Below are 24,190 nucleotides of genomic sequence, written 5' to 3' on the forward strand. Positions count from 1 at the left end.
CCGGGCCCTGGTGCGCCCCCGGGCTACAGCGCGGCGGCGAGCGTGCGGCCCGCGGTAAGGCCGGTGAAGATGCAGCCGCCCAGGAAGGTGCCTTCGAGCGCGTTGTACCCGTGGGCCCGCCGCCGCCGAAGCCGGCCGCTTCCCCGGCAGCATAAAGCCCGGGAATGGGAACGCCGTCCCGTCCCAGTGCCTGGCCTGTGAGGTCCGTCTGGATTCCGCCCAAGGTTTTCCGGGTGACCACGTGCAGCCGCACGGCGATCAGCGGCCCGGCTTTCGGGTCCAGGATCCGGTGCGGCTTCACGGTGCGGAAAAGCCGGTCTCCCAGGTAGCGCCGGCTGTTCCGGATGCCGGCCACCTGGACGTCCTTGGAATAGGGGTTGCGGATCTCGGCGTCGCGCTCCTCGATCTGCCGCCGGAGGTGTCCGTGGTCCAGCAGCGGCTGGTCCGTCAGGGCGTTCATCCCGCGGACCAGGTCCGCCAGGTTGTCCGCCACCACAAAGTCAGCGCCATGCTCCTTGAACGCCTCGATGGGGCCGGACGCGCCCCGGCCCAGCCGGGTCCTCAGCAGGAGCTTGAGGTCCCGGTTGGTGATGTCCGGATTCTGCTCGGAGCCTGAAAGGGCGAACTCCTTTTCGATGATGCGCTGGTTGAGGATGAACCAGGAATGATCGAACTGCTGGATCCCAGGAGTGGTTCGGAGCAGGCCGAGGGTGCCCAGGGTGTCGTAGCCGGGCAGGCCGGGGGCGGGGAGCCGGCGGCCCAGGGCATCGAACCAGAGCGACGACGGCCCGGGCAGGATCCGGATGGCATGGTCCGGCCAGATGGGGTTCCAGTTCCGGATGCCCTCCGTGTAGTGCCACATCCGGTCGCGGTTCACCAGCCTGACGCCGGACTGGTCGGCGATGTCCAGCATCCGCCCGTCCACATGCTGCGGGACGCCGGTGACCATCTTCCGCGGCGGCGTCCCCAGCCGATCGGGCCACCAGCGGCGCACCTGCCCGTGGTTGCCGCCGATCCCGCCGGACGCGATCACCACAGCCTGCGCCCGCAGCTCGAACTCGCCGGCCACGTCGCGGTTGGAGGAGACGCCACGCGGGGAGGCATCCGGTGCCAGCACTGCGCCCCGCACCCCGGTGACCGTGCCGCCGTCGTACGTTAAACCGTCCACCCGGTGCCGGAAGAAAAACCTGACGACGCCCGCCGCGGCAGCCGCGCGGGCCTTGTCGGCGAAGGGTTCCGACACCCCGGTGCCGGTGCCCCAGGGGACATGGAATCGGGGGACCGAGTTGCCGTGGCCGCCTGCCCTGCCGTCGCCGCGCTCCGCCCAGCCCACCAGCGGGGTGAACCGGATGCCCTGCTGCTGCAGCCAGGCGCGCTTCTCTCCGGCGGCGAACTCCACGTACGCGCGCCCCCACCGGGCCGCCCATTCGTCCTCCGGGTGCGGGCCGGAAAGCCGGTCCCACTGCGCCGAACCCTGCCAGTCCTGCCATGCCAGCTCAAAGGAATCCTTTACGCCCAGCCGGCGCTGCATCGGGGTGTCCACCAGGAACAGGCCGCCCAGCGACCAGAACGCCTGCCCGCCCAGGTTGGCCGCGTTCTCCTGGTCCACGATGGCCACCCGCCGTCCGGCGCGGACCAGCTCGTTGGCGGCCACGAGCGCTGCCAGCCCGCCGCCGATGATGATGACGTCCGCGTCCATGCGATCCCCGCCCTGCCTGACGATAAGTGAGAGTCCAGCATCAACCTACAGCAGGTTTGAAGCTCTCCTTCATGGTTGGTGGGAGAATGGAGCCAGGACATCTGTCACGGCGCCGGCCCGGCTCCGGCAGGTCCCACCCAGTACTTCAGGAGGGGATCCTGATGGACCCCACCACCGTCATTGCGGTTGTTGTCGTCATCCTGCTGCTCATCGTGGCGAGGATGTCCATCCGGATTGTGCGCCAATACGAGAAGGGTGTGCTCTTCCGGCTTGGCCGGGTGGTCGGCGTGCGGGAGCCCGGGCTGCGGCTGATCGTCCCGGTCATCGACCGGCTGCCGCTGGTCAGCCTGCGGATCGTCACCATGCCCATCCAGTCCCAGGGCATCATCACCCAGGACAACGTGAGCGTGGATGTTTCAGCGGTGGCCTACTACCGCGTGGTGGACGCCGTGAAGTCCATTGTCGCGATCGAAAACGTTGCCGCGGCCATCGACCAGATCGCCCAGACCACCCTGCGGAAAGTCGTGGGCCAGCACACCCTGGACCAGACCCTGTCCGAGACCGCGCGGATCAACGCTGACATCCGGCAAATCCTCGACGTGCTCAGCGTCGAGTGGGGCGTGGAGGTCACCCTCGTTGAGCTGAAAGATATCCAGTTGCCCGAAAGCATGAAGCGGGCCATGGCCCGCCAGGCTGAAGCTGAACGTGAGAAGAGGGCCAAGATCATCGCCGCCGAAGGCGAGGCCATCGCCGCAACGGCGCTCGGCGACGCGTCGGACACCATGATGGCCCACCCGCTGGCCCTGCAGCTCAGGAACCTGCAGTCCCTCGTGGAAATCGGCGTGGACAAGAACACCACCGTGGTGTTCCCCGCGCCGCTCATGAGCACCATCGGCGAACTGTCGGCTTTCCTGGCCCGGGAGGGCCAGGCGGCCTCCGCCGGTAAACCGCCCATCAAGGCCGCCTGACCGCCGCTCGCCGTAAAATCCCCGCCGTTCGGCGCGCCAACAGTACGTTTGCTGATGATTTGCATGATGATTGCCCAAGGCAAGGGGCCTGGGCTCGTCAAGGTCTTTCGCCTCTGGATCGATCAGACATCGACGTCTTCGACAAGCAAAGGGAATCAACCATGGGCTTCCTGGACCGTGACCACTCCATCGCCCCGCCGGGCTTCAACCGCTGGCTGGTCCCGCCGGCGGCGCTCGCCGTCCACTTGTGCATCGGGCAGGCCTACGCCACCAGCGTGTACAAGACCGCGCTGGTGAAGCACTTCGGTGCCAGCCTGACCGAGGTGGGCGTGATCTTCTCCATCGCCATCGTCATGCTGGGCCTTTCCGCCGCGGTCATGGGCACCTGGGTGGACACCAACGGCCCGCGCAAGGCGATGTTCACGTCCGCGATGTTCTGGGCGGGCGGCTTCCTCATCGGTTCGGTGGGCATCTTCACCCGGCAGCTCTGGCTGGTCTACCTGGGCTACGGCGTGGTGGGCGGCATCGGACTGGGCATCGGGTACATCTCGCCGGTGTCCACGCTGATCAAGTGGTTCCCGGACCGGCCGGGCCTGGCCACCGGCATGGCGATCATGGGCTTCGGCGGCGGCGCACTGATCGCCAGCCCGGTATCCCAGGCCCTGCTCAAGGCGTACGATCCCAACTCCGGTGCCCAGGGCTGGGTTGCCAGCGGTGATGCCGTGGGCAAGCTCTTCCTGACCCTCGCCGTCGTCTATCTCGCCTACATGCTGTTCGGCGCGTTTACCGTCCGGGTGCCCGCCGACGGGTGGCGCCCCGCCGGGTTCGACCCCTCCAAGGTCAAGGCGGCCAAGCTGGTGACCACCGAGAACGTCTCGGCCAAGAACGCCATCAAGACGCGCCAGTTCTGGCTGGTGTGGGTGGCGCTGTTCTGCAACGTCACGGCCGGCATCGGCATCCTGGAGCAGGCCGCGCCCATGATCCAGGACTTCTTCCGGCAGTCCGACGGCAAGTCCCTGGTGAGCGCCGGCGTGGCCGCTGGTTTCGTGGGGCTGCTGTCCATCGGCAACATGTCCGGCCGGTTCGTTTGGTCCGCCACCTCCGACGTCACGGGCCGCAAGCGGATCTACATGGTGTACCTGGGCGTGGGTGCCGTGCTGTACACGGTGCTGGCGCTGGCCGGGTCCAGTGCCACGGCCCTTTACGTGGTGCTCGCCTTCGTCATCATCTCGTTCTATGGGGGCGGTTTTGCCACCGTTCCGGCTTATCTGCGGGACCTGTTCGGGACGTTCCAGGTGGGCGCCATCCACGGCCGGCTGCTGACCGCGTGGTCCGCCGCCGGTGTGGCCGGGCCACTGATCGTCAACAGCATCCTGGATGCGCAGGGCAAGCCCGGCCAGCTGAATGCGGTGTCCTACCAGCCGGCGCTGCTGACCATGGTGGCGCTGCTGGTGATTGGCTTTGTGGCCAACCTGCTGGTCAAGCCCGTCGACGCACGGTTCCACGAATCCCGCCCCGAGCGGCACGAATCCACCATGGAGGCCTGAAATGAGCAGCACCGCACACACCCACGGCGCACACGAGCCGGTCAACAAGTCCACGGGCAGGCTGGTCCTGGCCTGGGTCCTTGTGGGGATCCCGCTGGCCTACGGCGTCTTCCAGACGCTGACCCAGGTGGCGGCCCTGTTCGGTTGAGTTCTTGAGTTCTTGCGCCGGGCCCTTGGTGTCACGCTGGCCCGGTTTTGGCGACCGAACCGCGGGGGTTGCCCGTTGCTTCCCCCGCTCGGCGCTGAAAACCGGGCCAGTCTGTGCGCCCGGGCGTCACGCAGAGCAGGGTTTCGGCGGGAGCGGACGACGGCGGCCCCGGTTTTCCGGGGGTTCGCCGCCGTTCGTGGGCCTAAAGCGTGCCGTCCGTGACGCGGGTGCCGGCGGTCAGGCCGCAGCAGGCTTCATGAGCCGCCGCCGCAGGATGCTGGCCGTGACCCAGGTGACCAGGCTGCAGGCCGCGGCGCCCCAGAGAATGTCCGTCACGGCCACCAGCGCGGTGAAGTCCTTCAGCACGGCGAACCCGGTCAGCGCCCAGGTGGCGTAGGTGAAGAACCCGAACAGCGCAGCGCCGGTGACCCGCTGCCGCAGCGTAGCCCGGGAGTCGTTGGGCCGGATGCCGTAGTGCACCATTCCCGCCACGAAGATGACATAGAACAGCACCGCGCCAGGCAGGTTGGTCTTGGCCCCCAGCAAGTGGCCGATCTGGCTCCGGTAGAGCGGGTTGGCCACCAGCAGGATCCACACCACATCCAGCACGGCGAAAATCAGGGCGCTGACAACGTAGGCGGTCAGCCAGTTCTTGGTGCGGGGGCTCATGGCGGGCTCCTTGGCTCGGGTGCGGTTCGCGTGCGGCTCGGGTGCGGTTCAGGAGTGGTTCGCAGCCACAGCCGGGTGTGGACTGCCCGGATCCGCATTCTTGCAGGAGTGAAGCCGGCGACCGTGCCGGTTCCACCCCATACAGGATGGCCGCCGCTCCGAACACTTAGTGGACAAGGCCACCAGGGCTGAGTTGTTGTTGGATATAGCCGTGCCCGGAGAGGCGCGGACGGGTACCGGCCGTGCAGCAGCGCGCGGCGGACCAGGGGAAAGGAATCTGTCCGTGAACGAAAAGAGCCGCAAGGCCCTCATCAGCACCATCATCGCCGTGGTGGTGGCGGTGCTCATCGCCCTCGCCGGAAGCCAAGGCGGGTCCAGGATCGGCGGGTTCCCTGTGTTCGCACTGGCGGTCGCCATTGCCTTCGTGATCCAGTGGCTGGTTTTCATCCCGTCCTACAAGGCGCAGACGGAGAAGTTCTACGACCTCACCGGCGCCCTGACCTACATCTCCATCACGGTGTTCCTGGTGCTGGCGTCCCCCGGCGTGGATGCCCGCGGCATGCTGCTGGCGGCCATGGTGGTGCTGTGGGCCGCGCGGCTGGGCAGCTTCCTGTTCCTGCGGATCAGCAAGCACGGCAAGGACGACCGCTTTGACGAACTCAAGCCGGACTTCTTCCGCTTCCTGAACACCTGGACCATCCAGGGCCTGTGGGTGGTGCTCACCGCGGCGCTCGCGTGGGTGGCCATCACGTCGGACAAGAAGGTGGGCCTGGACTGGTTTTTCTGGGTCGGCCTGCTGGTGTGGCTCGTGGGCATCACCATCGAGACCGCGGCGGACCTGCAGAAGAACCGGTTCAAGGACGATCCCGCCAACAAGGGCCGCTTCATCAGCACCGGCCTGTGGGCCAAGTCCCGCCACCCCAACTACTTCGGCGAGATCACGCTGTGGGTGGGTGTCGCCATCATCGCCCTTCCCGTCCTGCAGGGCTGGCAGTGGGCGGCGCTGATCTCCCCGGTGTTCGTTGCCCTGCTGCTGATCAAGGGAAGCGGCGTGCCGCCCTTGGAGAAGAAGGCGGACAAGAAGTGGGGCGGCCAGGCCGACTACGAGGAGTACAAGAGGAACACTCCTGTCCTAGTGCCCAAGCTAAAGTAGGGCTCTGCCGCAGCATGATTACGACGGCGGCATCCGGAACCGGGTGCCGCCGTCGCCCGTTGATCAGTTACGATTTAACCCATCAAGGGGAGTACTCCCGACTGTGCGTGGCCCGTCAATACGGATGCAGCGAAGCATCCCGGGCCACCGGCTCCGGTTCCCACCGGGCGGAGGAGACCTTGGCGTACATGTCAGCGCCTACCCTTTGGAGTACCCGCCATGCAGGTAACACCCCTCGTCTGGATCATCACCATTGCTGTGACCATCCTGTTCTTCGTTTACGAGTTCTTCGCCCACGTCCGCAAACCCCACGAACCGTCCATCGGTGAATCGGCGCGCTGGTCGGCGTTCTACATCGGGCTCGCGCTGGTGTTCGGCGCCGGGATCGGAATGGTGTCCGGCTGGACGTACGGCGGCGAGTACTTCGCCGGGTACCTCACCGAAAAAGCCCTGTCCGTGGACAACCTGTTCGTCTTCCTCATCGTGATGACCGGGTTCGCCGTTCCCAAGAAGTACCAGCAGAAGGTGCTGATGGTGGGCATCATCATCGCCCTCATCCTCCGCGGCGGGTTCATCGCCATTGGCGCCACCCTGATCGAAAACTTCTCCTGGGTGTTCTACATCTTCGGCGCCCTGCTGCTCTTCCTCGCGTACAAGCAGGCCTTCGGCGGCCACGACGTCAACCCGGCTGACGGCAAATTCATGAAACTGGTCCGCCGTGTCCTGCCGGTCACCCCGGACTACCACCGGGACCGGCTCACCGTGAAGCTGGACGGCAAGCGGTTCGTGACGCCGATGATGCTCACCATCATCGCGATCGGGTTTGTGGACCTGATCTTCGCCGTTGACTCGATCCCCGCGATCTACGGCCTGACCAGCGAAGCGTACATCGTCTTCACGGCCAACGCCTTCGCCCTCATGGGCCTGCGGCAGCTGTTCTTCCTTATCGGCGGCCTGCTGGAGCGCCTCGTCTACCTCGCGCAGGGCCTCGCCGTCATCCTCGCGTTCATCGGCGTCAAGCTGGTCTTCCACGCGCTGCACGTCAACGAGCTCTCCTTCATCAATGGCGGCCAGCCGCTCCTCTGGGTGCCCGAGATCCCCATCTGGTTCTCCCTGCTGTTCATCGGCGCCACGATCCTGGTGGCCACGGTGGCCAGCCTGGCCAAGACCCGCCGCCGTCCCGGCAGCGGGGGCGGACATGCAGTCACAGGTGACGTTGATGCCCGCGCAGGCGAGGACTCGGATACGCCGGCTGGGGCCCGCTAGCTGTACTGTCCCGGCAGGTTGGTGACTCGGGGACGGATTTGACGCAATAAGAGGACCTCCGGGTGTTGTGTGGTGCTTGTCGAGAGCGAACACAAACCAGGAGGTCCTCGTGTCCCACCGTAACGCGTTTTTGGCTCATTCGGGTCGTCTGCAGCTGGCCCGGTGCATTGTGGTGGATGGGTGGCCGTTACGCCGGGCTGCTGAGCGGTTCAACGTCTCCGTCCCGACGGCCGCGCGCTGGTCCCGCCGCTACCTGGAACTGGGCGAGGCAGGGCTGGAGGACCGCAGGAGCCGGCCCCTGACCTGCCCGCACAGGACCCGGGTGCGCACCGAGCGGCGCGTGCTGGGGCTGCGGGTGAACCGGCGCTGGGGTCCGGCACGGATCGCCTACCACCTGCGTCTGAACGTCTCCACGGTGCACCGCATCCTGAGCCGCTACCTTTGTCCGCCGCTGCGGTTCACCGACCCGGCAACAGGGATCAGGGTCCGTGGCCGGGACCGCGCCAACCGGTACGAATATGCCTGGCCGGGGGAAATGATCCATGTGGACATCAAGAAGCTCGGCCGGATCCCCAACGGTGGTGGACACCGCATCCACGGGCGGGTGCAGGGCGAAGCGAACTCCAGGGCCCGGAACGTCGCGGAAGGCCGGCCCAAGGACCGCGGCCAGGTTCGCGGCTACACCTTCCTGCACCACGCCGTGGATGACCATTCCCGGTTCGTGTACTCCGAGATCCTGCCGGACGAAACCAAAGAGACCGCGTCGGCGTTCATGCGCAACGCCATCGCCGCGTTTGCCGCCCAGGGCGTCAAAATCCAGAGGGTGCTCACGGACAACGGCGCTTGCTACCGCTCCCGCGCCTTCGCAGCAGTCCTGGGCGAAGCCGGGATCAGGCACAAACGCACCCGGCCGTACCGGCCCCAAACCAACGGCAAGGTCGAACGCTTCAACCGCATCCTGCAAGAAGAATGGGCCTACGCCAAGGCCTACAGCTCAGAAGCCGAACGGCAATCCTGCTACCCCGACTTCATCGAGTACTACAATCAGCGCAGGCCACACACTGCACTCAAAGGCGCCTCACCCGCCAGCCGTGTCACCAACCAACCGGGTTAGTACAGCTAGCCGCCGGCCGGCTCGCAGGGCAGGACGTACGACGGCGGCACTCCAGGAGGGTGCTGCCGTCGCCCTGATGACAGGCAACCGAGCGAGTGGGGAGGATTTACGTGCCGGAGGGCAGGGGGCTGCAATCCCTTTTCAACGCGGCTTGTCCAGTGAGATGGTTTCCATGTGCTCCGGGACGCGGACCCTCCAACCGAGCTGACGTTTGATCCTGGCCCGGAGGGCATCAGAGGCATCCGGCTCTCCGTGGGTGATGTAGGTCATTGCCGGCGCTTGGGGCGCGGCCTTCATCCACTGGATCAGTTCGTCGGAGTCCGCATGAGCGGACAGCCCTTCCATCTGGATGACCTCCGCCTCGATACTGACGTCCTGGCCGTAGATCCGGAGGTGCTGTTGGCCTGCGGCGAGGGAGGCGCCCCGGGTTCCCCCTGCCTGGTAGCCGCTGAGAATGATGGCGTTGCGCCTGTCAGGTCCATAGGCAGTGAGGTGGTGCAGGATCCTGCCGCCGGTGAGCATGCCGCTGGCGGAAATGATGATCATGGGGCCGCCGCGGAGATTGAGCAGTTTGGACTCATCAGGGCTGCGGACAGGCGTCGCCACCTTGTACATGGCCTCGAATTCGTGTGGCTTGAGCCGGTGTTCTTCGCGGTGGCGCTGGTACATGTCGGAAGCATCGATGGCCATCGGGCTGTTGAGGTAGACCGGGATGGAGGGGATTGCGTGTCTCGCCAGGAGGCGCGAGATGTGCAGCAGCACTGTTTCGGCCCGGCCCACAGCGAACGCTGCGATCAGGATGACTCCTTGCCGCTTGGCCACCCTGGTAATGATTTCCCCCAGTTCAGTCTCAGGATCTCCTGCCGGGTGTGCACGGTTCCCGTAGGTGGATTCCGTGACCAGCACATCCACGGGCTCAAGGCCGCACGGCGCGTACATCAGGGGGTCATGGGCGCGCCCGAGGTCTCCCGTGAAGTGGATGGTGCGTCCGGCCACTTTGAGATGCACCTGTGCGGCGCCGAGGATGTGGCCGGCGGGAAGGAATGATGCTTCGATTCCTCCGGGCAGGGGGAACGGGCGGTCAAAGTCCCGGGTCTTGAAGTTGTTGAGTGAACGGACGGCATCTTCGGCGGTGTACAGGGGCCTGGGGGGATGGTGGGATGATGACGCCCTGTGATCTGCGTAGCGGGCTTCCTCTTCCTGAAGGTAGCCGCTGTCAGGAAGCAGCAGGGTACACAGTTCTGCGGTACCAGGTGTTGCATAGACGGGACCGTGGAAACCGTCGCGCACCAAGGCAGGGACATACCCGCTGTGGTCCAGGTGGGCATGGGTGAGGACGACTGCATCGATGTCGGCCGGCGTGACATGGAACGGTATGCGGTTACGGTCGCGGAGGAGCTTGTAGCCCTGGAAGAGCCCGCAATCGACCAGGACCTGGTGTCCTTGTGAACGGACCAGGTACCGGGAACCCGTCACCGTGTCCGTGGCGCCGAGAAACTGCAGCATCGGGGAATGCTGTTCTCCCATGCCTGCTCCTTGTTATCGCGCTGTGGCGGTGGAGGGAAAAGTACCCGCGCTAGCCACGGGTGATGGGAAGCTTCTTCGGTTCTGTGGCCTGCGCTTCGTCGGGAAGCGGCGCGCGGACTTCCAGGACCCCGTTCGTGTAGGTGGCCTTGATGTCTTCTTCCTTTACTCCGTCGGGGAGCGGGATGTTCCGGCTGAAGGATCCGTAACGGAACTCTGAGCGGTAGCGGCCCTTCTCTTTGTGCTCTTCCTTTTCCTGGCGCTCGGCGCGGATCCGGAGGTAGCCCTCGTCCATGGTGACTTCGATGTCTTTGTCAGGGTCTACGCCGGGCATTTCGGCCCGCACCACCAGGGTTTTACCGTCGACATACTCATCGACGCGGATGGGGGCGGGCCCCGCTGCGGAGTCGAACATACGCTCCACGGAGTCCAGCAGGTCAGAGGGGGACCGCAATACGGCGGTGAACGGGGAGGTCCTCCGGGAGCTGGAGAACGGGGACCATTTGAGCAGATCAGACACGGCAGTTTCTCCAAATTCGATGCAGCGGAAGGCACTCTTGAGGTGCCGGAGTCAGTCCAGTTAATACCCGCGAACGTTGGGCTGATAGAGACAAAAGGCCCTCCTGCCGGAGCCCGTCACGCACGGCTGCATGCAGGTTTTTGCCGTGGAAAACAGGGGTTTCCGCCCCTGCCGGCACACGGGCAACACGCTGTACTCTGTGGTCGGGACAGGTGCCCGACCATACGGATGCGGCCCGTACCCACCGTCCGCCCCCAGGACCATGAACGGATCTTCAGCATCCGTGGGACAGTGAAAGGAAGCCACATGGCCGGCACCGGTTCGTTCTTGATAATTGTGGGTTTTGACGGTTCCGAACATTCCCAGGCAGCACTGGCCTGGGCCTTGGACGAGGCACCCCGGCGCAACGGGCAGCTCCGCCTGATTACCGCCTGGAACAAGCCGGCGATGGCGTGGTATCCGGCTGTCCTGGAAACGGCGGCGGGTGAAATTGCGGCCGAAGCGTCTCCGGAGCAAATCGCCCGGACACTCCAAAATGAGGCGCTGAAGTCCGCCGAAGATGCAGGCGTACCGGCAGCAGGGCAGCTGGTGAACACGCATTCACCGGCGTCGGCAATTCTCGATGCCGCCAATGACGCGGACCTCATAGTCATCGGTTCCCGGGGGCATGGAGGATTTCCCGGTTTGCACATGGGTTCTGTCTCAGCCCAGGTGGTCAACTACGCCCAATGTCCTGTCCTGGTGGTCCATACCAGGGCATGATTCCTGGGAAGGCACTGGCCGGTCCTGGCGGTCGGTTCAGGTGGGGCCGTTCGAAACCCAGGAAAGTTTGGCGGAATGGTACTGCCCCCTGTTGGAAGAGCGGGTCCGGTCCTAAACTTAAAGCGCCTGCAGGTAACCATCAGATGACGCCGGGTTGTTCAGGACATGAGGATGTCCGAGCCTTCTCTTAGCGAGATCGCGAAGGTACCTGCAGGTTCTGTGTGTGGAGACTGGTGGGCTTCCCCCTTTGACTGCCACAGTGTGCCGTATTTGGAGGCCCCGGGTCGTGCCCAACCGCAGGGTTGGCGCAGGAGTCGGGAAGGATTGCCCGACTTCCGCCGGAACCGACCAGCTGGGAGGTTCGCCGCCGCTAAGCTCTTGCGTGGCGTCAGCGGTAGTGGGGGGCTGACGCACCAAACTCTTCCTGAACACATCCTCGGGAATCTCCATGTCCGGCCACACGTTCCTGCCTGAAGCGACGCCGGCTTTCGGCACCCGCTGGGCAGCTCCGCTATATGCCGGCAGCCCGGGGTGCCGCGCAGGGCGAAAGGGTGACCGGCCAGCAGGAGTATGAACGGCGTTTGGAGAATAGGGCCCAGGAACGCGAAGCCCGGGGGCGGTTCGGGTCGTTCAGGCCTTCCCCGGACGGGCCGCAGATGGCAGATTGTTCCTTGGCGCCGGGATAGCCGGACACGAAAAGATACGCTTAGGGGGTACCATGGCTCACGCCGAGAACCAGATCACCATCAGCCGTTCGCCCGACGAGGTATATGCGTTCCTGGCCGACGGGCTGAACAACACGGCCTGGCGTGCAGGCGTTCAGTCGATCTCGCTGAAGAGCGGCACTCCCGGAATGCTTCGCGCGGTATACAAGCAGACGCTGAGCGGACCCGGCGGCCGGCCCATCGACGGCGACTACGAGATCACCGCCGCCGAACCCGGCAGGCTCCTCGGCTTCCAGGTGGTGGCCGGTCCTGCCCGCCCGTCCGGCGCCTACCACCTCGGGCCATCCGACGGCGGGACAACGGTCCGCTTCACCCTGGACCTGCACCCCAAGGGACTGATGAAACTCGTCGGGCCGATGGTCCAGCGCACCATGGACCAGGAGGTAGCCCAGCTGGCACAGCTCAAAACAGTCCTCGAGGCGCAGTAGGAGGCCGGCACCCAAGCCAATGCCTTGCGGGACGAGCACGCAGGGGAGGACTCCCCATCCCGCGCCCTGTCATTTCATCCAATCGGTGTGCTTATATGGCCCTGCGTTGCAGCGCGCCAGCTGCATCGAGCCACCCACCACGTTGGAGAAATCATGAAGGTCCCGCAGGGCAAATTGAAATTCAAAGGCTTATCGGCGCTTGTCGCCGTCGCACTGACCGCCGGGGCATCCCTGGTGGCGGCGGTTCCTGCCGACGCCGCGAACCTGTGCGGCACGGGCTACACCTATATCGGGTCGCACCCCATCACCGTGCCCAGCTACAGCAAGGACTACCGGTACGGAAAGCCGGGTACCAAAACCGGGTCCATTGACGTGTACTGGAACTCCACAGCACGCAAGAACTGCTCAGTGGCCTACGCCTATGGCCCCACCTACGGGGTAAGGATGTACCGCGAGAACATGATCGGCAGGTACCCTTCCTACGGCCCGGACGATGTTTCGCATGACTACTACTCCTACTATGCGGGACCGGTCTACACGGACACCCAACCGGTCGGTGGCCAGTGCATCACACTGGACGCGAGCTTCGGGCCTAACTCGACCGACAAATTCAGCTGGGGAGCAGCGTTCTACAGCCCGGTGCACTGCTGAGCCATTGAATGACGACGGCGGCATCCACGGCTGGGTGCCGCCGCTGCTGTTTGGTGCCCTAGCGTGAGGCAGTCACACTGGAGGCTGCACCCCCCAACGAAAGCAGGACCCCGTGATCACTCTCCAGCAGGACGCCGACGGTTTCGTCCGCATGAACCGCCACTACCCGGCCAGTGTCCGGATCCGGATTGCCTTCAACGATGGCAGCACCGGCGAGTTTTCCGGTCGGGTCCTCAACAACGCCTACGACGCCGCGCTCGCCGAGTTCCGCGCCCAGAACGGCCTCGACGCGAAGGGCTTCAACCGGACTCCGGCAGGCCGTACCAACTCCGGCAACAAACTGGACTTCGTTCCCGTGCACCCGGGCATGGGGGAGTAGCCGGAGCGACAAGCCTGCGGGTGGTCACACGGCAAGTGCATCGGCATGCCGGTGAGCAACCTTCCACTGCCCGCCCTCGCGCCGGTAGACCTGCGTGGCCCGGAGCGTGAGGCCGGTGGGCTCGCCGTCCCGGCGGAATGAGATGCGTTCGATGCCGGCGGTGTAGGCCATGTCTCCTATGACGTCGCATGCCTGCAACTCGAACTCGTACGATGTGCAGTTGGAAAAGCTGTTTTCCAGGAACCTGAAGATTTGCTCTACTTCTGCCAGCCCGTAGGCGTTGCGGAAGGCTCCCAGGATGCTCACCGGCTCACCTTGCGACCAGATGGCGCGCCGGGGGTCCGCGTCGCCGTTGTGCAGGGAGACTTCCGCGTCGTGCAGGGTCGTTTTGACCCACTGAATGAAGTCTTCGCGGTCACTCATGGCGTCAAGGTACCCGTGCCGTGCGGGCCCGGCAAGGGGGAAAGCACCGGTGCAGTAACCGGTGGTTACGCCTGCCCGGCGCTGTCCTGGTGGGCCGTCACCACAAAGTGTTCCACCCGCCGGTCCGGAACCAGCCAGATCAGCGCGACGATGGTGAAGACCGCGACTCCCAGCAGCGGCTGAACGAAGGTGAGGGCGATGCCGGTGAGGTAGATCAGCGGCGAGGCCTTGCCCTTCCAGTCCTTGCCTACGGCCTGGGCCAGGGCCCCATCCTTGCCCTGCACGGCGATCAGCCGCCGCTCCAGGATGAAGTAGGCGATCGCGGCGCACAAAAGGTTGACGCCGTACAGCAGCACGGGAACCTGCAGGAAACCGGACTCGTCCATCCACCGGGTGGTAAACGGGAACAGGGACAGCCAGAAGAGCAGGTGGAGGTTGGCCCAGAGGATGCCCCCGCTCACCCGGCTGGCGAGGTGGATCATGTGGTGGTGGTTGTTCCAGTAGATCCCCACATACACGAAGCTCAGGAGGTAGGTGAAGATCGTGGGCAGGATGGCGGCGACGCCTGCCCACGTGGGTTCCTCGGGCGTGTGCAGTTCCAGCACCATGATGGTGATGATGATCGCCAGTACGCCGTCGCTGAAAGCCTCAAGCCGGTTTTTATTCACCCGAACATCATGCACGCAAAGTCACGTGGACAGGGGCCTCACACGACGATGGTGACGGTGCCCGCGTCGCCGTCCACGCTTACCTTCTGTCCACCGGCCAGCCGCTGCGTCGCCACCCCCGTGCCCAGGACGGCCGGGATGCCGTACTCGCGGGCCACGATGGAGCTGTGGCTCAGCGGCCCGCCCACATCGGTGACCACAGCAGAGGCCATCGCGAACAACGGCGTCCAGGCCGGAGTGGTCATGCGTGCCACCAGCACTTCGCCGGGCTGCATCAGGCCGAAGTCCTCGGGACCGCGCAGCACGCGGGCAGGCGCAGTCACCCGGCCGGAACTCGCACCCGCGCCCTTGATCACGTCGCCGGACTGGCGCTGCGATCCCGCCGGCATCATCGAGCCGAAGGCCTTCTCCATCCACGCTTTTTGCGGCAGCATCTGCGGGGCTTCGGCCTTCGCCTGGCCGCGCCACAGTATCCTGCGTTCCTCGACGGCGGCGGCCCGGACCGGCCGCGACGCACCGGCCAGGGAAACATTGGCCTCCACGTCCGCCAGCCCAAACTCCACCGCACTCTGAAGTTCCTGGAAGCGCAGCCAGAACACGTCGTCGGGTGCGGCGATGACACCCGACAGCACCAGGCGCCGGCCGAGTTCCCGCAGTATCCGCCGCAGCAGCGGCCAGGCGAGTCCGACGTCGGCCAGGGCATCCTCACGCACCGGCGCTGTCTCCTGCGCCCATTTCAGTACCCGGAGAAAGAGGGCCCGGCGCCGCGGGCCCAGGCGCGACGCCACCTCCCGGGTCAGTGCCTCCCGCCGCTCGGTCTGCAGCCGCTGCCGCTCATGCGGGTCGGTGCCCTGCCCGCGCAGGTAGAACTTCACCGTTTCCAGCTGCGCGGACGGGTTGTCCGCCGGCACGGGGGTGGCGAAGTCCAGGTTGTAGACCGCGTGCCCGTAGAGGTCCAGATGTTCCTGGAAGGTGAACCGCCATTCCTGCCACAACACGTCCTCCACGCCCTCCGGCGTGGAACCTGTCCGCAGGCACTCGGCGAGTTCCGGCGTCGGCCGTTCAAGCAATGCCTTCACCAGGGAAGGATCGCTGCGCGCCCAGCCCGCGAGGTCGTACAGGGACTTTTCCGCCCGGATGGGCTCGCTGTCAAAGCCCAGTAGGAACTCCTGGGCCGCGGGATCGCCTTCGCGCCGGACAGCCTTGTAGCAGGCCCGGAAGGACAGTTCGCTCATGTCGGCCATCGGGATGATGGACTGCACGGCGGTGTAGTACACGGTTCCGGCGTCCAGGAGGGCCCGCACGCCCGCCAGCAGCTCCTCTCCCGAAAGCTCCGTTGGTGGCTTCGCTGACCAGTCCTTGATGATGCGTTCGTAGCGCGGATGCGAGTAGTCGCGCCAGCCCGCGACGCCCATATGCGCCTTGCCGCCGAACAGTGCCCCCATGGCCGGCACCGTCCTGCCCGTCATCCGCAGCATGGGCCAGGTGCGGTAGTAGTAATAGGCGTAGCCGTTGACGGTGGGGAAGCGGACGTCGCCCTCGCGGAGGGAGCCCGGCCCCAGCGCCTGGTTCATCAGGGCGGACAGCGAGCGGGACACCGAGCCGTCGACCAGGTCGGCGAAGAGCGGGGTGAGCGGTTCCGGCATTTGCTCCACGATGCTCGCCCGGAAGTAGAGGCCCTTGGGGTAGGGGACAGGCCATTCCGTGGGGACGTCCGCCGCGGGTCCGGGCAGCGCGGTGATGGGGCGGGACTGGAGCAGGAAGAACGTGCCGTCCGCCCTGGCCCACTCGATGTCCTGCGGGGCCCCGAAGTGGTCGGCGATCCGCTGTCCGTGGGCGGCGAGCTCGGCCGCCGCGGCATCGTCCAGGACCGGCGCACGACGGCGGGCTTCCGCCACCTTTTCCTCAGCCGTCCCGTCCTCCGTCAGGACCGTCATGACCTCCTTGTCGGCTGTCTGCCGCGTGAGGACTGTGCCCGTGTGGGCGTCCACGGTCAGGTCGTCGGTGGTGACCTGACCGCTGACCACGGCCTCGCCCAGGCCCCACGCGGCGCTGATCACCGTCTGGTCGCGGCGGCCGTTCGCGGGGTTGGCCGTGAACATCACCCCGGCTGCCTCGGCCTCCACCATCTGCTGGATTACGACGGCGAGACGCACCTGGCCGGGCAGCACGCCTTCGCGGGCACGGTAGGCCATGGCGCGCGCCGTCCAGAGGGAGGCCCAGCAGTTGATGACGGCCTTGGCCAGGGCGTCCAGGCCGCGGATGTTGAGGTAGCTTTCCTGCTGCCCGGCGAAACTGGCGGAGGCGAGGTCCTCGGCCGTGGCGGAGGAGCGGACCGACACGGCGGTGTCCCCGCCGCCGAGGCGTTCATACGCTGACTCAAGTTCGGCCTGGATGGCGGCAGGCATGGAGCCTTTGCGGAACAGGGTCCGGATCAGCGCCGACGCATGCTCATACTCCTGCGGCGACGCATCAGGTGGCAGAGCGGCCAACTCCTGAATGGCCGCCCCGAGGTTGTTCCCGGCAGTGAAATCAGCGTACGCGGCGGTGGTGAGGACCACCCCCGGCGGGACCGGCAGCCCGGCCCGGATAAGGCCGCCCAGGCCCACGGCTTTGCCACCCGCCCCGGCGATGTCGCTCCGGTCCACGTCGCCCAGGTCCATGACGTAGGTCATGACGATGCCCCCTTACTGTCGGCCGCCGTCGGCCGTTTCCAAAGCACTGCCGCCAGGACCGCAACCCATAGCAGGAACGCCCCGATGCTGATGCGCTCGCCGACGCCCAAGACGAGGTTCGGTCCCGGGGCTGCCATGAACGCGACCATACCCATGAGGGCTGACAGTGCGAGCGAGACGATCGAGTAGGCGCGCATCCGGCCGTGGAATCCTGCCGCGACGAAGCACATTGCTGCGACCATGAGGGCCAGTTGCACGTTGGTGGCCACGATGTGCGCGGGGATGGAGGAGTCGTCGCCCAGGCGCAGCGGGAAGAGTGCGCCGATGATGTTCCAGAGCCCGTAGGCGGTGAGCAGCCCGGCGCCGATGCGCAGGGCCTGGTTCCCGCGGACCGAGTTCCAGGCGCCCACCCCGAACGCGGTGAACAGCACCGTGTAGAGCCACGTGAACGGGACCAGGACCGGGTAGCCGGGGGAGCCCACGGCGAACAGTTCGCTGACCATCTGTTCCGTGCGGCGGTAACCGGCCCATTGGGAGGCCGCGATGCCGTCGGTGAACACCACGTAAAGCAGTGATGACAGCGGTCCGGCGGCAAGGAGGGTGATGCGCAGGGCCTCACTGCGGTGGCCGTTGAACAGCAGAGCCCGCCCGCGCCCGGGGAGCCGTCCTCCTGCAACTGACATGGTGGGATGTCCTCAGAGCCCGCGCTCCAGCAAGCGGCCCGGCGCAGGGCACGCGGGCGTTGGCCCCGACGCCTACCTGTTCCAGATTGTTCCCGGCCGCCGTGCCCCGCTAGGGCCGAACGGCCTTGGGGCTGCGGTAAGCGCCGGAGCCCTTTCCCCTACTCCTGTTATTGGGTATCCCGGGATATTGACTGCCGCTGTTCCGGGGAATACGTTCCGCCTTATCGGCGCCGGTCCCGGCAAAGCACGGAACGAGGCGCCGCGGGACAGGCCAGGAGGAAAGACCATGCCGAAGTATCCGTTTGAAGCCACGTACGTGGGCCAGGGCATTAAAGGGCTTATGCAGGAAGGCGGAACCGCGCGGCGTGATGCCCTTGCGGAGGCGCTGAAATCCGTGGGCGGAACGCTGGAAAGCTTCTACTACGCCTTTGGGTACTACGACGTCCTGGGCGTTTTTGAGGCGCCGGACGACGCAAGTGCTGCCGCGCTGTCGCTGCTGATCAATTCGTCGGGGACCGTCAATGTCCGGCTGAAGCCGCTCCTCACCGTGGAGGACATCGACGCGGCCGCCAAGAAGACCCCGTCCTACCGGGCACCGGGACAGTAGGGGAGTGACGCGCCTTGGCCAGCGGGCCGCCGTCGGAATTTACGACGGCGGCCTGCCGGTCCAATGGGAAAACTGTCGCTCAATTTTTCGACAATAATGCAGCCAGATAACCGCAGGTACTTTCCACAACAGGAACGCGGACGTATTCTGGGTCTCCCCCTGCCGTATGAAGCACGGCATCACTCCACTCCCACTCTCAATGCGCATCTCTTGCGTTACTTGTTTCCATTTTTTAGCAGCCAAAGACGGCTGCCGAGTACACGGAGAATCAGATGAAATTCACAAAGGCTCATATTTTTGCGCCATCTGCCATGATTGTTGCCGCACTGCTCACCATGTCACCATCAGCAGTTGCTGCACCCCCGGAAAAAGGGCCGGCACCCGGCGACTTCTCCGCGGATTTGCTCGCCGGAGAAGCATGCCCGGACTTTCCCCTGCGCGTCGAAGCGTCCGGCTCGAACGTAACTGTCAGGACCTTTTACGACAGGCAAGGCGATCCCGTTCGCATCCTGCAGGCGGGGAGGGGGTACACCCTGACCTACACGAACCTCGACACAGGTGAGTCCTTGACAATAAGGCCCACTGGTTCCAACCGGACCATCGTGGACAATGGCGACACCTTGACCATCACAGAAACGGGAACTGCCGGGATCATTCTCTTTCCTTCAGACACGCCCAAAGGCCCCAGCAGCACACAGTTCTATGGCCGCATTGTCTACACCGTCGTCGACGACGGCTCATTCACTCTGACGTCCCTAAAAACGTCCGGGACCAGCATCGATATTTGTGCCAGACTCGCATAAAAGGAAGCCGTAAAACGGACCAAAAGCGCTCTACTTGATTAACGGAAAGAGGAGACCCGCCCGCAGGTAGATTCGGTCATTCGTGGCTGGCGGGCCGCCGTCGGAATTTACGACGGCGGCCTGCCGCTGCTTGGGCGGGTTACTGCGGACACTGCCTGGCGGCGAGAAGCGCGAGATCGTAGATCAGCTGCTGGACTTCGCGCTCGCGGCCGCTGACCCTGGGGACCGGCGTCTGGGTGGGTGCGGGTCCGTTGCGAGGCGGCGCAGGAACGGGCCGGTGGGCTGCGGGCAGACCAGTTGGGCTGGCGGGCTCAACGTTGCCGGCCCTGTCAGCGATATTGCTTGTAGATGCGTCCGTAGTGAGCAAGATTGTTCCCCCTGGTCGAGCTTGTGAACACCTTAGGAAGCAGCAACCGGCATTCGGTAGGGCTTTTGTCCATTGAGGGGATTTATTGTCCCAATCTTGAGCGAAAACCCGTCCTTGGGCCTCACCACGCCACAGTTCCGGCGGCCCCGTCCACGGTGACGCTCTGGCCGTCGCGCAGCCGCTCGGTGGCGTCCGCAACACCCACCACGGCGGGGATGCCATACTCGCGGGCCACCACCGCGCCGTGCGAAATGACCCCGCCCATCTCCATCACCAAGGCACCTGCCGTCATGAACAGCGGGGTCCAGCCGGGATCGGTGGAGGGGGCCACCAGGATTTCGCCCGGCTCAATATGGGCACCCACAGGATCCAGGACCACCCTGACCTTTCCGGTGGCGGTGCCGGCGGACGCCGGCGTTCCCGTGAGACGGTCCGCGGCCGCCGGGCCCGGCTGCGCGGCGGAGGCTGCCATCATGGCAGCCTCGACGTCCGTGCCGTCCGAGAGCAAAAGGCGCGGGACGTGGCGGCGCCGCAGCTCGACGTCGTACATCCGGCGGCGCTCAGCCACCAGCTTCCTGACGTCCGCCCCGCGAAGGGCCACGCGCAGTTCGCCGAAATCGAGGAAGAAGACGTCGCCGGGATGGGCAATGGAGCCGGTCTTCGCCAGTTCGTCGCCGATGGCGTCGAGCTGCCGGTGCATTTCCGCCAACACCAGCACGATGTAGAACTTGGGCAGTTCCCGCAGCCCGGAGAGCTGCCGCACCCGGCGCAGGCACAGCGCAACCAGTCGTCCCCGGAGCCGGCTCCTGGCCGCCGCCCGTCCCACGAGCTCCTGCACGCGGTCATCCGCGTGTTGGGCGGCGCGGGCAAACTGGCGGTCCGGGGCCTGCTCCGGATCCTCCACGCGGAGATAGTTGGAGATGATCCCCAACAGGTGGTCCGGTTCCTCGGCCCAGCGCGGCATCCCCAGGTCGATTTCCGCCACGGCACGGTGGCCGTACCTGGCCAGGAACCCACGCAGGCTTTCCTGTGCAATCCCCGGCAGGGTGCCTGCCCTGTAGCGCCGGGCAAGCTGGTCCGGCCGCTGCTCCATCAACGCCTTCCGTGCCTCCAGGTCCTTGCCAATGTCCGCCGCCACGCGCCACAGTTCCAGGTCCATCTCGGTGGTCACGTTGTGCGGCAGCCCGCGCAGCACTGCCTCCAGCTCGCGCGGCTTCGCGATCCCGCGCAGAAGCCTGCGGGCGGCGGCCAGCATTACATAGCCCGCGGAGGGGGCCGGCAGGGAGGACTGGATGATCCCGTCAACCGTGCTGCCCAGGACGCCCTCCGCGTGCTGCAGCCGCTGCGCTGCCGTGGCCGGTCCGGGCAGTTGCAGCAGGGTGTCCAACTGGTCCTGGTACCGCCGTGCCCGGCGCAGTTCCGCCTCCGGCCGCAGCACGGCCCGGGCCATGGCCGGGAAAAGGGCCACCACCGTCCACACGCTGCTGATTCCGGCGTTCGCGTTCGCCTTCGCCGCCGATGCCGGGGTCCCGCCGCGGCGGTGTTTCCTGCTCCGTCTGCCGGGCGCGGACCGGACAACGCTGAAGCGCGGGTCATCCAGCAATGCGGGAACGACCGCCGCTGACCTGCCGTCCGCCAAGGGCAGCACCCGCAGCAGCCACCGGCGTCCGTACGCGTTGCGGATCGCGGGCGTCAGGTCCACGTACAGCCGCAGCCCCGGGGACGCGTATTTCCATGGCCCCTTGGTGTTCCTCATGATCCCCAGGACGGACAGGCCCATGGGTGTGATGGGGCGGGTTAGTCCCTGCAGGAGGGTGGCACACAGGTAGGCACGGGCCTGCCCATCAGCGGCGGGGCCGGCCCCGGCTGGTGCTTCCTCGGGCAGCGGATACAGCGTGGTGATGGGCCGCGACTGGGTGAGCCAGGCCGTGCCGCCGGCGTCGATCACCCACTCCACATCCTGGGGCGCACCTAGCAGCCGCTGGGCCGCGTCACCGAGGGAAGCCAGTTCCCGGAGCTCTGCGTCCGTCAAGCCGGACGCACGGACCTGCGGTGCCTGCAGGACCCGGCCCGATGCCGTCTCCACCCTGAAATGGTCCGGATTCACCGCGCCGGACACCACCGGCTGCCCCGGCCCGTGGCCGGCATCGATGACGGTTTCCGTCCGTGTGCCGGTCACCGGGTTGGCGGTAAACAGCACGCCCGCGGCTGCGGCGTCCACCATGCGTTGAACCACGACGGCGAGACCCACCTCCCGCTGGCTGATCCCGTTGGCTGCACGGTAGGCCACCGCCCGGTCGGTCCAGAGCGAGGCCCAGCAGCGACGGACGGCCTGGACGACGGCGTCGGCGCCGGCTACATCCATGAAGGAGTCCTGCTGCCCGGCGAAGCTGGCAAAGGGCAGGTCTTCGGCGGTGGCGGACGAACGCACCGCCACCGGCCCGCCGCCCATCGCGGCGTACGCGTCACGGATGGCGGTCTCGACGCCGGGCGGTACCGGCGCTGCCGCCATGGCTCCGCTGGCCTGGGCCGCGAGCTGGTTCCGGTCTTCGTCCGGAAGGCCGCGCCCGCCGTCGTACCCTGTTTTCGTGTCGGTGCCGGCGGCCCCGTGCAGCCGGGCGGCTATGGCGTCCACGTCCTTGGGGGTGGCCTCCCGGTAGGCTGCGGTGGTCAGGCAAAAGCCCGGCGGAACGGGAAAGCCCGCCGTGGCAAGCCGGCCCAGGTTGATCGCCTTCCCGCCCGCGGTGGCCAGCGACGCTGAGGCCACGTCAGCGAGCTTGATGACCAGTCCCGTGCCGTCGCCGCCCCGGTCCGGACCGGGAGCCAGGGAAGCCATGTCCGGCTGCTAGGCGTTGCCTGCACCTTGCCCGGCGTCCTCCCACAGGACATCCAGGTTGTGGAAGATCACGGGCCCATCGCACAGCGCGGCCATCCGGGCAGCGAACTCGGATGTTTCCGGACGGCCGGAATTTTCCATGGCCGAGTCGAATGAATCGAAGTCCACGATAGTGAAGTAGTGCCCTGGATGGTCCCGGTCAGCGGTGGCAACGATGTGCCGGAAGGTGGGCGGAGTGGTTCCCTCGGTTCGGGAGGGGCGGCCCAGCTCTTCGATCTCCTTGATGCGGGAGGACGTGAATTCGATGATCTGCACAAACCCGGCCATGATGGCTCCTCGACGGCGGTGGACGCTGATGCGGATCACCGTAAACCCGCCGGCGGCTTGCGCACAGGGGGAGAAATACCCTACTTTGCGTGCCTCAGTGCCGCGATCTATTGCCTGCGGCCCATTTGCTGCCCGCTGCCTGCAGGACGAAGCGGGAGGAGGCCGTTGACTGTTGAGGGAACGTTAGGGGCCTACCCTATGTCCTAATAGGGGGACCTATTTCTTTATCTCCTGGTTCACAGTCCAGGAACCAGCGGTCTAATATCCGAGCACCTAGTAATACCTGCTACTTGATTCAGCAGCCGAACTTACGTCAAGTAAGGAATGATGCGGTAAAAGGCAGACGCTTTGCGTCCCGCACCGCAATTTATCTGCGGACCCACCTTCGTTGGGGCCTACCGCCGATACCGAAAATAATCCCCGAGTAATCGCACCCTCCCCCTGAACGCAGCTCAAACGAATTTTGTGCGCGCTCAAATAGATTCTTGAACGGAGTTTCGATGAAGAAACTGTTAGCTATGTGCGTCGTGTTCTTTGCCATGATCACAGGCGTTGGCCCCGCAACTGCCGCCTCAGGCGATGTTCTTCTGGATGTGACTTTCAAAGCCAACCAACTATGCAAGTACCCTGTCGAGTTGCTTGTGACCGGCAAGTCAAAGTTTATAGAGCTTCCAGGCGACCAATTCGTGATCGCCTCCCCGGGGCAGAGAGTCACCGTAACCAACCTCAAAACCGGAGAGTCAGTGACCTACTTGATTACCGGCACTACGCACGGCGAATTGCAGGCTGACGGCACAACAGAAGTCACGGTGACGGGACTCAATGTTGTCCTCAACGCCCGGGAGGCAAAATCGGAGAAACCTGGCCTTTACTTGTTGGAGGGAAACTTCAACTTTGCCCTCAACGCGGACGGGACTGAAGCGAGAGTCTTCAGTGGTACCGGGGATGTGACGGATATCTGCGCACTGCTCGCGTAGGGAGCCCACGCTTATTCTGTGACCACCTGACCGTCTGCTTCAGAAGGAATGCCTGCTCTGTCTGCACCCCCTTAAACTGCTCGCGCCGTAGCGTGGATGAGGGCGGGGAGGGGAAGCATCACGGCGGACCTGACCAGAGGAATTCCAACGGTTATCTGGAAGGCCCCTCCCAGGAGGGGCCTTCCCTCCGGTGTTATCAACACCTACGCGGTCTAAAGTGACTTTGGGCGTAGTACGAACGCAGGCCGTGGGCGCCGGCCTGCGCTCAATG

At 65.6% G+C, this 24,190-nt stretch carries 22 protein-coding genes and 1 pseudogene; 13 read left to right on the plus strand and 10 right to left on the minus strand.

Annotation, left to right across the window (positions count from 1 at the left end):
- Positions 1–23: 23 nt before the first annotated feature.
- Positions 24–1,699, minus strand: a pseudogene (locus LDO22_RS18970) (FAD-binding dehydrogenase).
- A 161-nt stretch (positions 1,700–1,860) separates the two neighbouring features.
- On the opposite strand from LDO22_RS18970, the gene LDO22_RS18975 reads away from it, so the two are divergent.
- The 3 genes from LDO22_RS18975 (at position 1,861) to LDO22_RS18985 (ending at position 4,362) form a co-directional block, all read left to right on the plus strand.
- Positions 1,861–2,667 (plus strand): SPFH domain-containing protein, encoded by an 807-nt coding sequence (locus LDO22_RS18975; protein ID WP_159632720.1) that lies wholly within the window; start codon positions 1,861–1,863, stop codon positions 2,665–2,667.
- 161 nt (positions 2,668–2,828) lie between these two features.
- Entirely contained in the window at positions 2,829–4,214 is a 1,386-nt protein-coding gene (locus tag LDO22_RS18980) for an OFA family MFS transporter (protein ID WP_224025264.1), read from the plus strand.
- Between the two features lies 1 nt (position 4,215).
- The gene (locus LDO22_RS18985; protein ID WP_224025265.1) at positions 4,216–4,362 is read left to right on the plus strand and encodes a hypothetical protein; all 147 of its coding nucleotides are present in this window, start codon (positions 4,216–4,218) and stop codon (positions 4,360–4,362) included.
- A 237-nt stretch (positions 4,363–4,599) separates the two neighbouring features.
- Here LDO22_RS18985 and LDO22_RS18990 read toward each other — a convergent pair whose 3' ends face one another.
- Positions 4,600–5,031 (minus strand): DUF2177 family protein, encoded by a 432-nt coding sequence (locus tag LDO22_RS18990; RefSeq protein ID WP_224025266.1) that lies wholly within the window; start codon positions 5,029–5,031, stop codon positions 4,600–4,602.
- Between the two features lie 283 nt (positions 5,032–5,314).
- Here LDO22_RS18990 and LDO22_RS18995 point away from each other — a divergent pair, with 283 nt between their 5' ends.
- The 3 genes from LDO22_RS18995 to LDO22_RS19005 all read left to right on the plus strand — a co-directional run bounded on the left by LDO22_RS18995 (position 5,315) and on the right by LDO22_RS19005 (position 8,564).
- The gene (locus LDO22_RS18995) at positions 5,315–6,184 is read left to right on the plus strand and encodes a DUF1295 domain-containing protein (protein WP_224025267.1); all 870 of its coding nucleotides are present in this window, start codon (positions 5,315–5,317) and stop codon (positions 6,182–6,184) included.
- Between the two features lie 219 nt (positions 6,185–6,403).
- Entirely contained in the window at positions 6,404–7,450 is a 1,047-nt protein-coding gene (locus LDO22_RS19000; protein ID WP_224025268.1) for a TerC family protein, read from the plus strand.
- Between the two features lie 109 nt (positions 7,451–7,559).
- Positions 7,560–8,564: an IS481 family transposase gene (locus LDO22_RS19005; RefSeq protein ID WP_224025269.1), complete on the plus strand. Its 1,005-nt coding sequence runs from the start codon at positions 7,560–7,562 to the stop codon at positions 8,562–8,564.
- A gap of 141 nt (positions 8,565–8,705) precedes the next feature.
- Here LDO22_RS19005 and LDO22_RS19010 read toward each other — a convergent pair whose 3' ends face one another.
- Positions 8,706–10,091, minus strand: a complete 1,386-nt coding sequence (locus LDO22_RS19010; RefSeq protein WP_224025270.1) for an MBL fold metallo-hydrolase — start codon at positions 10,089–10,091, stop codon at positions 8,706–8,708.
- Positions 10,092–10,140: 49 nt separating this feature from the next.
- Positions 10,141–10,608, minus strand: a complete 468-nt coding sequence (locus LDO22_RS19015) for an Hsp20/alpha crystallin family protein (protein ID WP_224025271.1) — start codon at positions 10,606–10,608, stop codon at positions 10,141–10,143.
- 306 nt (positions 10,609–10,914) lie between these two features.
- Here LDO22_RS19015 and LDO22_RS19020 point away from each other — a divergent pair, with 306 nt between their 5' ends.
- From LDO22_RS19020 to LDO22_RS19035, 4 genes are all read left to right on the plus strand, one after another.
- Positions 10,915–11,370: a universal stress protein gene (locus LDO22_RS19020; protein WP_224025272.1), complete on the plus strand. Its 456-nt coding sequence runs from the start codon at positions 10,915–10,917 to the stop codon at positions 11,368–11,370.
- Positions 11,371–12,088: 718 nt separating this feature from the next.
- Positions 12,089–12,523 carry an SRPBCC family protein gene (locus LDO22_RS19025; RefSeq protein WP_224025273.1) on the plus strand — a complete coding sequence of 145 codons (435 nt, stop codon included), beginning with the start codon at positions 12,089–12,091 and terminating at the stop codon, positions 12,521–12,523.
- A gap of 153 nt (positions 12,524–12,676) precedes the next feature.
- Positions 12,677–13,174 (plus strand): hypothetical protein, encoded by a 498-nt coding sequence (locus tag LDO22_RS19030; RefSeq protein WP_159632714.1) that lies wholly within the window; start codon positions 12,677–12,679, stop codon positions 13,172–13,174.
- A gap of 112 nt (positions 13,175–13,286) precedes the next feature.
- On the plus strand, positions 13,287–13,553 hold the full coding sequence (locus LDO22_RS19035) for a hypothetical protein (RefSeq protein ID WP_224025274.1): 267 nt from the start codon (positions 13,287–13,289) through the stop codon (positions 13,551–13,553).
- Between the two features lie 24 nt (positions 13,554–13,577).
- Here the strand turns inward: LDO22_RS19035 and LDO22_RS19040 are convergent, their stop codons facing one another.
- The 4 genes from LDO22_RS19040 to LDO22_RS19055 all read right to left on the minus strand — a co-directional run bounded on the left by LDO22_RS19040 (position 13,578) and on the right by LDO22_RS19055 (position 18,002).
- The gene (locus LDO22_RS19040) at positions 13,578–13,976 is read right to left on the minus strand and encodes a nuclear transport factor 2 family protein (protein ID WP_224025275.1); all 399 of its coding nucleotides are present in this window, start codon (positions 13,974–13,976) and stop codon (positions 13,578–13,580) included.
- A 65-nt stretch (positions 13,977–14,041) separates the two neighbouring features.
- Positions 14,042–14,644 (minus strand): TMEM175 family protein, encoded by a 603-nt coding sequence (locus LDO22_RS19045; RefSeq protein ID WP_159632711.1) that lies wholly within the window; start codon positions 14,642–14,644, stop codon positions 14,042–14,044.
- Positions 14,645–14,682: 38 nt separating this feature from the next.
- Positions 14,683–17,319, minus strand: coding sequence for a PEP/pyruvate-binding domain-containing protein (locus LDO22_RS19050; protein WP_224025276.1), 2,637 nt, complete (start codon positions 17,317–17,319; stop codon positions 14,683–14,685).
- Positions 17,316–18,002 carry a DUF998 domain-containing protein gene (locus LDO22_RS19055; RefSeq protein WP_224025277.1) on the minus strand — a complete coding sequence of 229 codons (687 nt, stop codon included), beginning with the start codon at positions 18,000–18,002 and terminating at the stop codon, positions 17,316–17,318. Before LDO22_RS19055 ends, LDO22_RS19050 begins: the two co-directional genes overlap by 4 nt.
- A gap of 286 nt (positions 18,003–18,288) precedes the next feature.
- Here LDO22_RS19055 and LDO22_RS19060 point away from each other — a divergent pair, with 286 nt between their 5' ends.
- The gene (locus LDO22_RS19060; RefSeq protein WP_224025278.1) at positions 18,289–18,609 is read left to right on the plus strand and encodes a GYD domain-containing protein; all 321 of its coding nucleotides are present in this window, start codon (positions 18,289–18,291) and stop codon (positions 18,607–18,609) included.
- Between the two features lie 272 nt (positions 18,610–18,881).
- Positions 18,882–19,412 (plus strand): hypothetical protein, encoded by a 531-nt coding sequence (locus LDO22_RS19065; protein WP_224025279.1) that lies wholly within the window; start codon positions 18,882–18,884, stop codon positions 19,410–19,412.
- Positions 19,413–19,900: 488 nt separating this feature from the next.
- Here LDO22_RS19065 and LDO22_RS19070 read toward each other — a convergent pair whose 3' ends face one another.
- The gene (locus tag LDO22_RS19070) at positions 19,901–22,615 is read right to left on the minus strand and encodes a PEP/pyruvate-binding domain-containing protein (protein ID WP_224025280.1); all 2,715 of its coding nucleotides are present in this window, start codon (positions 22,613–22,615) and stop codon (positions 19,901–19,903) included.
- A gap of 9 nt (positions 22,616–22,624) precedes the next feature.
- The gene (locus LDO22_RS19075; protein WP_224025281.1) at positions 22,625–22,942 is read right to left on the minus strand and encodes a hypothetical protein; all 318 of its coding nucleotides are present in this window, start codon (positions 22,940–22,942) and stop codon (positions 22,625–22,627) included.
- A gap of 500 nt (positions 22,943–23,442) precedes the next feature.
- Here LDO22_RS19075 and LDO22_RS19080 point away from each other — a divergent pair, with 500 nt between their 5' ends.
- The gene (locus tag LDO22_RS19080; protein ID WP_224025282.1) at positions 23,443–23,919 is read left to right on the plus strand and encodes a hypothetical protein; all 477 of its coding nucleotides are present in this window, start codon (positions 23,443–23,445) and stop codon (positions 23,917–23,919) included.
- The last annotated feature ends 271 nt before the right edge of the window (positions 23,920–24,190 follow it).

The sequence above is a fragment of the Arthrobacter sp. NicSoilC5 genome (assembly GCF_019977395.1).
In the GTDB taxonomy this organism is placed as follows: domain Bacteria; phylum Actinomycetota; class Actinomycetes; order Actinomycetales; family Micrococcaceae; genus Arthrobacter.

Bases quoted from the DNA above. Each gene is read 5' to 3' on its own strand.
- LDO22_RS19080 (WP_224025282.1), top strand. From the start codon at position 23,443: ATGAAGAAACTGTTAGCTATGTGCGTCGTGTTCTTTGCCATGATCACA.
- LDO22_RS18975 (WP_159632720.1), top strand. From the start codon at position 1,861: ATGGACCCCACCACCGTCATTGCGGTTGTTGTCGTCATCCTGCTGCTC.
- LDO22_RS19020 (WP_224025272.1), top strand. From the start codon at position 10,915: ATGGCCGGCACCGGTTCGTTCTTGATAATTGTGGGTTTTGACGGTTCC.
- LDO22_RS19010 (WP_224025270.1), bottom strand. From the start codon at position 10,091: ATGGGAGAACAGCATTCCCCGATGCTGCAGTTTCTCGGCGCCACGGAC.
- LDO22_RS19060 (WP_224025278.1), top strand. From the start codon at position 18,289: ATGCCGAAGTATCCGTTTGAAGCCACGTACGTGGGCCAGGGCATTAAA.
- LDO22_RS19025 (WP_224025273.1), top strand. From the start codon at position 12,089: ATGGCTCACGCCGAGAACCAGATCACCATCAGCCGTTCGCCCGACGAG.
- LDO22_RS19040 (WP_224025275.1), bottom strand. From the start codon at position 13,976: ATGAGTGACCGCGAAGACTTCATTCAGTGGGTCAAAACGACCCTGCAC.
- LDO22_RS19075 (WP_224025281.1), bottom strand. From the start codon at position 22,942: ATGGCCGGGTTTGTGCAGATCATCGAATTCACGTCCTCCCGCATCAAG.
- LDO22_RS19030 (WP_159632714.1), top strand. From the start codon at position 12,677: ATGAAGGTCCCGCAGGGCAAATTGAAATTCAAAGGCTTATCGGCGCTT.
- LDO22_RS19050 (WP_224025276.1), bottom strand. From the start codon at position 17,319: ATGACCTACGTCATGGACCTGGGCGACGTGGACCGGAGCGACATCGCC.
- LDO22_RS19070 (WP_224025280.1), bottom strand. From the start codon at position 22,615: ATGGCTTCCCTGGCTCCCGGTCCGGACCGGGGCGGCGACGGCACGGGA.
- LDO22_RS19055 (WP_224025277.1), bottom strand. From the start codon at position 18,002: ATGTCAGTTGCAGGAGGACGGCTCCCCGGGCGCGGGCGGGCTCTGCTG.
- LDO22_RS18990 (WP_224025266.1), bottom strand. From the start codon at position 5,031: ATGAGCCCCCGCACCAAGAACTGGCTGACCGCCTACGTTGTCAGCGCC.
- LDO22_RS19000 (WP_224025268.1), top strand. From the start codon at position 6,404: ATGCAGGTAACACCCCTCGTCTGGATCATCACCATTGCTGTGACCATC.
- LDO22_RS18985 (WP_224025265.1), top strand. From the start codon at position 4,216: ATGAGCAGCACCGCACACACCCACGGCGCACACGAGCCGGTCAACAAG.
- LDO22_RS18980 (WP_224025264.1), top strand. From the start codon at position 2,829: ATGGGCTTCCTGGACCGTGACCACTCCATCGCCCCGCCGGGCTTCAAC.
- LDO22_RS19065 (WP_224025279.1), top strand. From the start codon at position 18,882: ATGAAATTCACAAAGGCTCATATTTTTGCGCCATCTGCCATGATTGTT.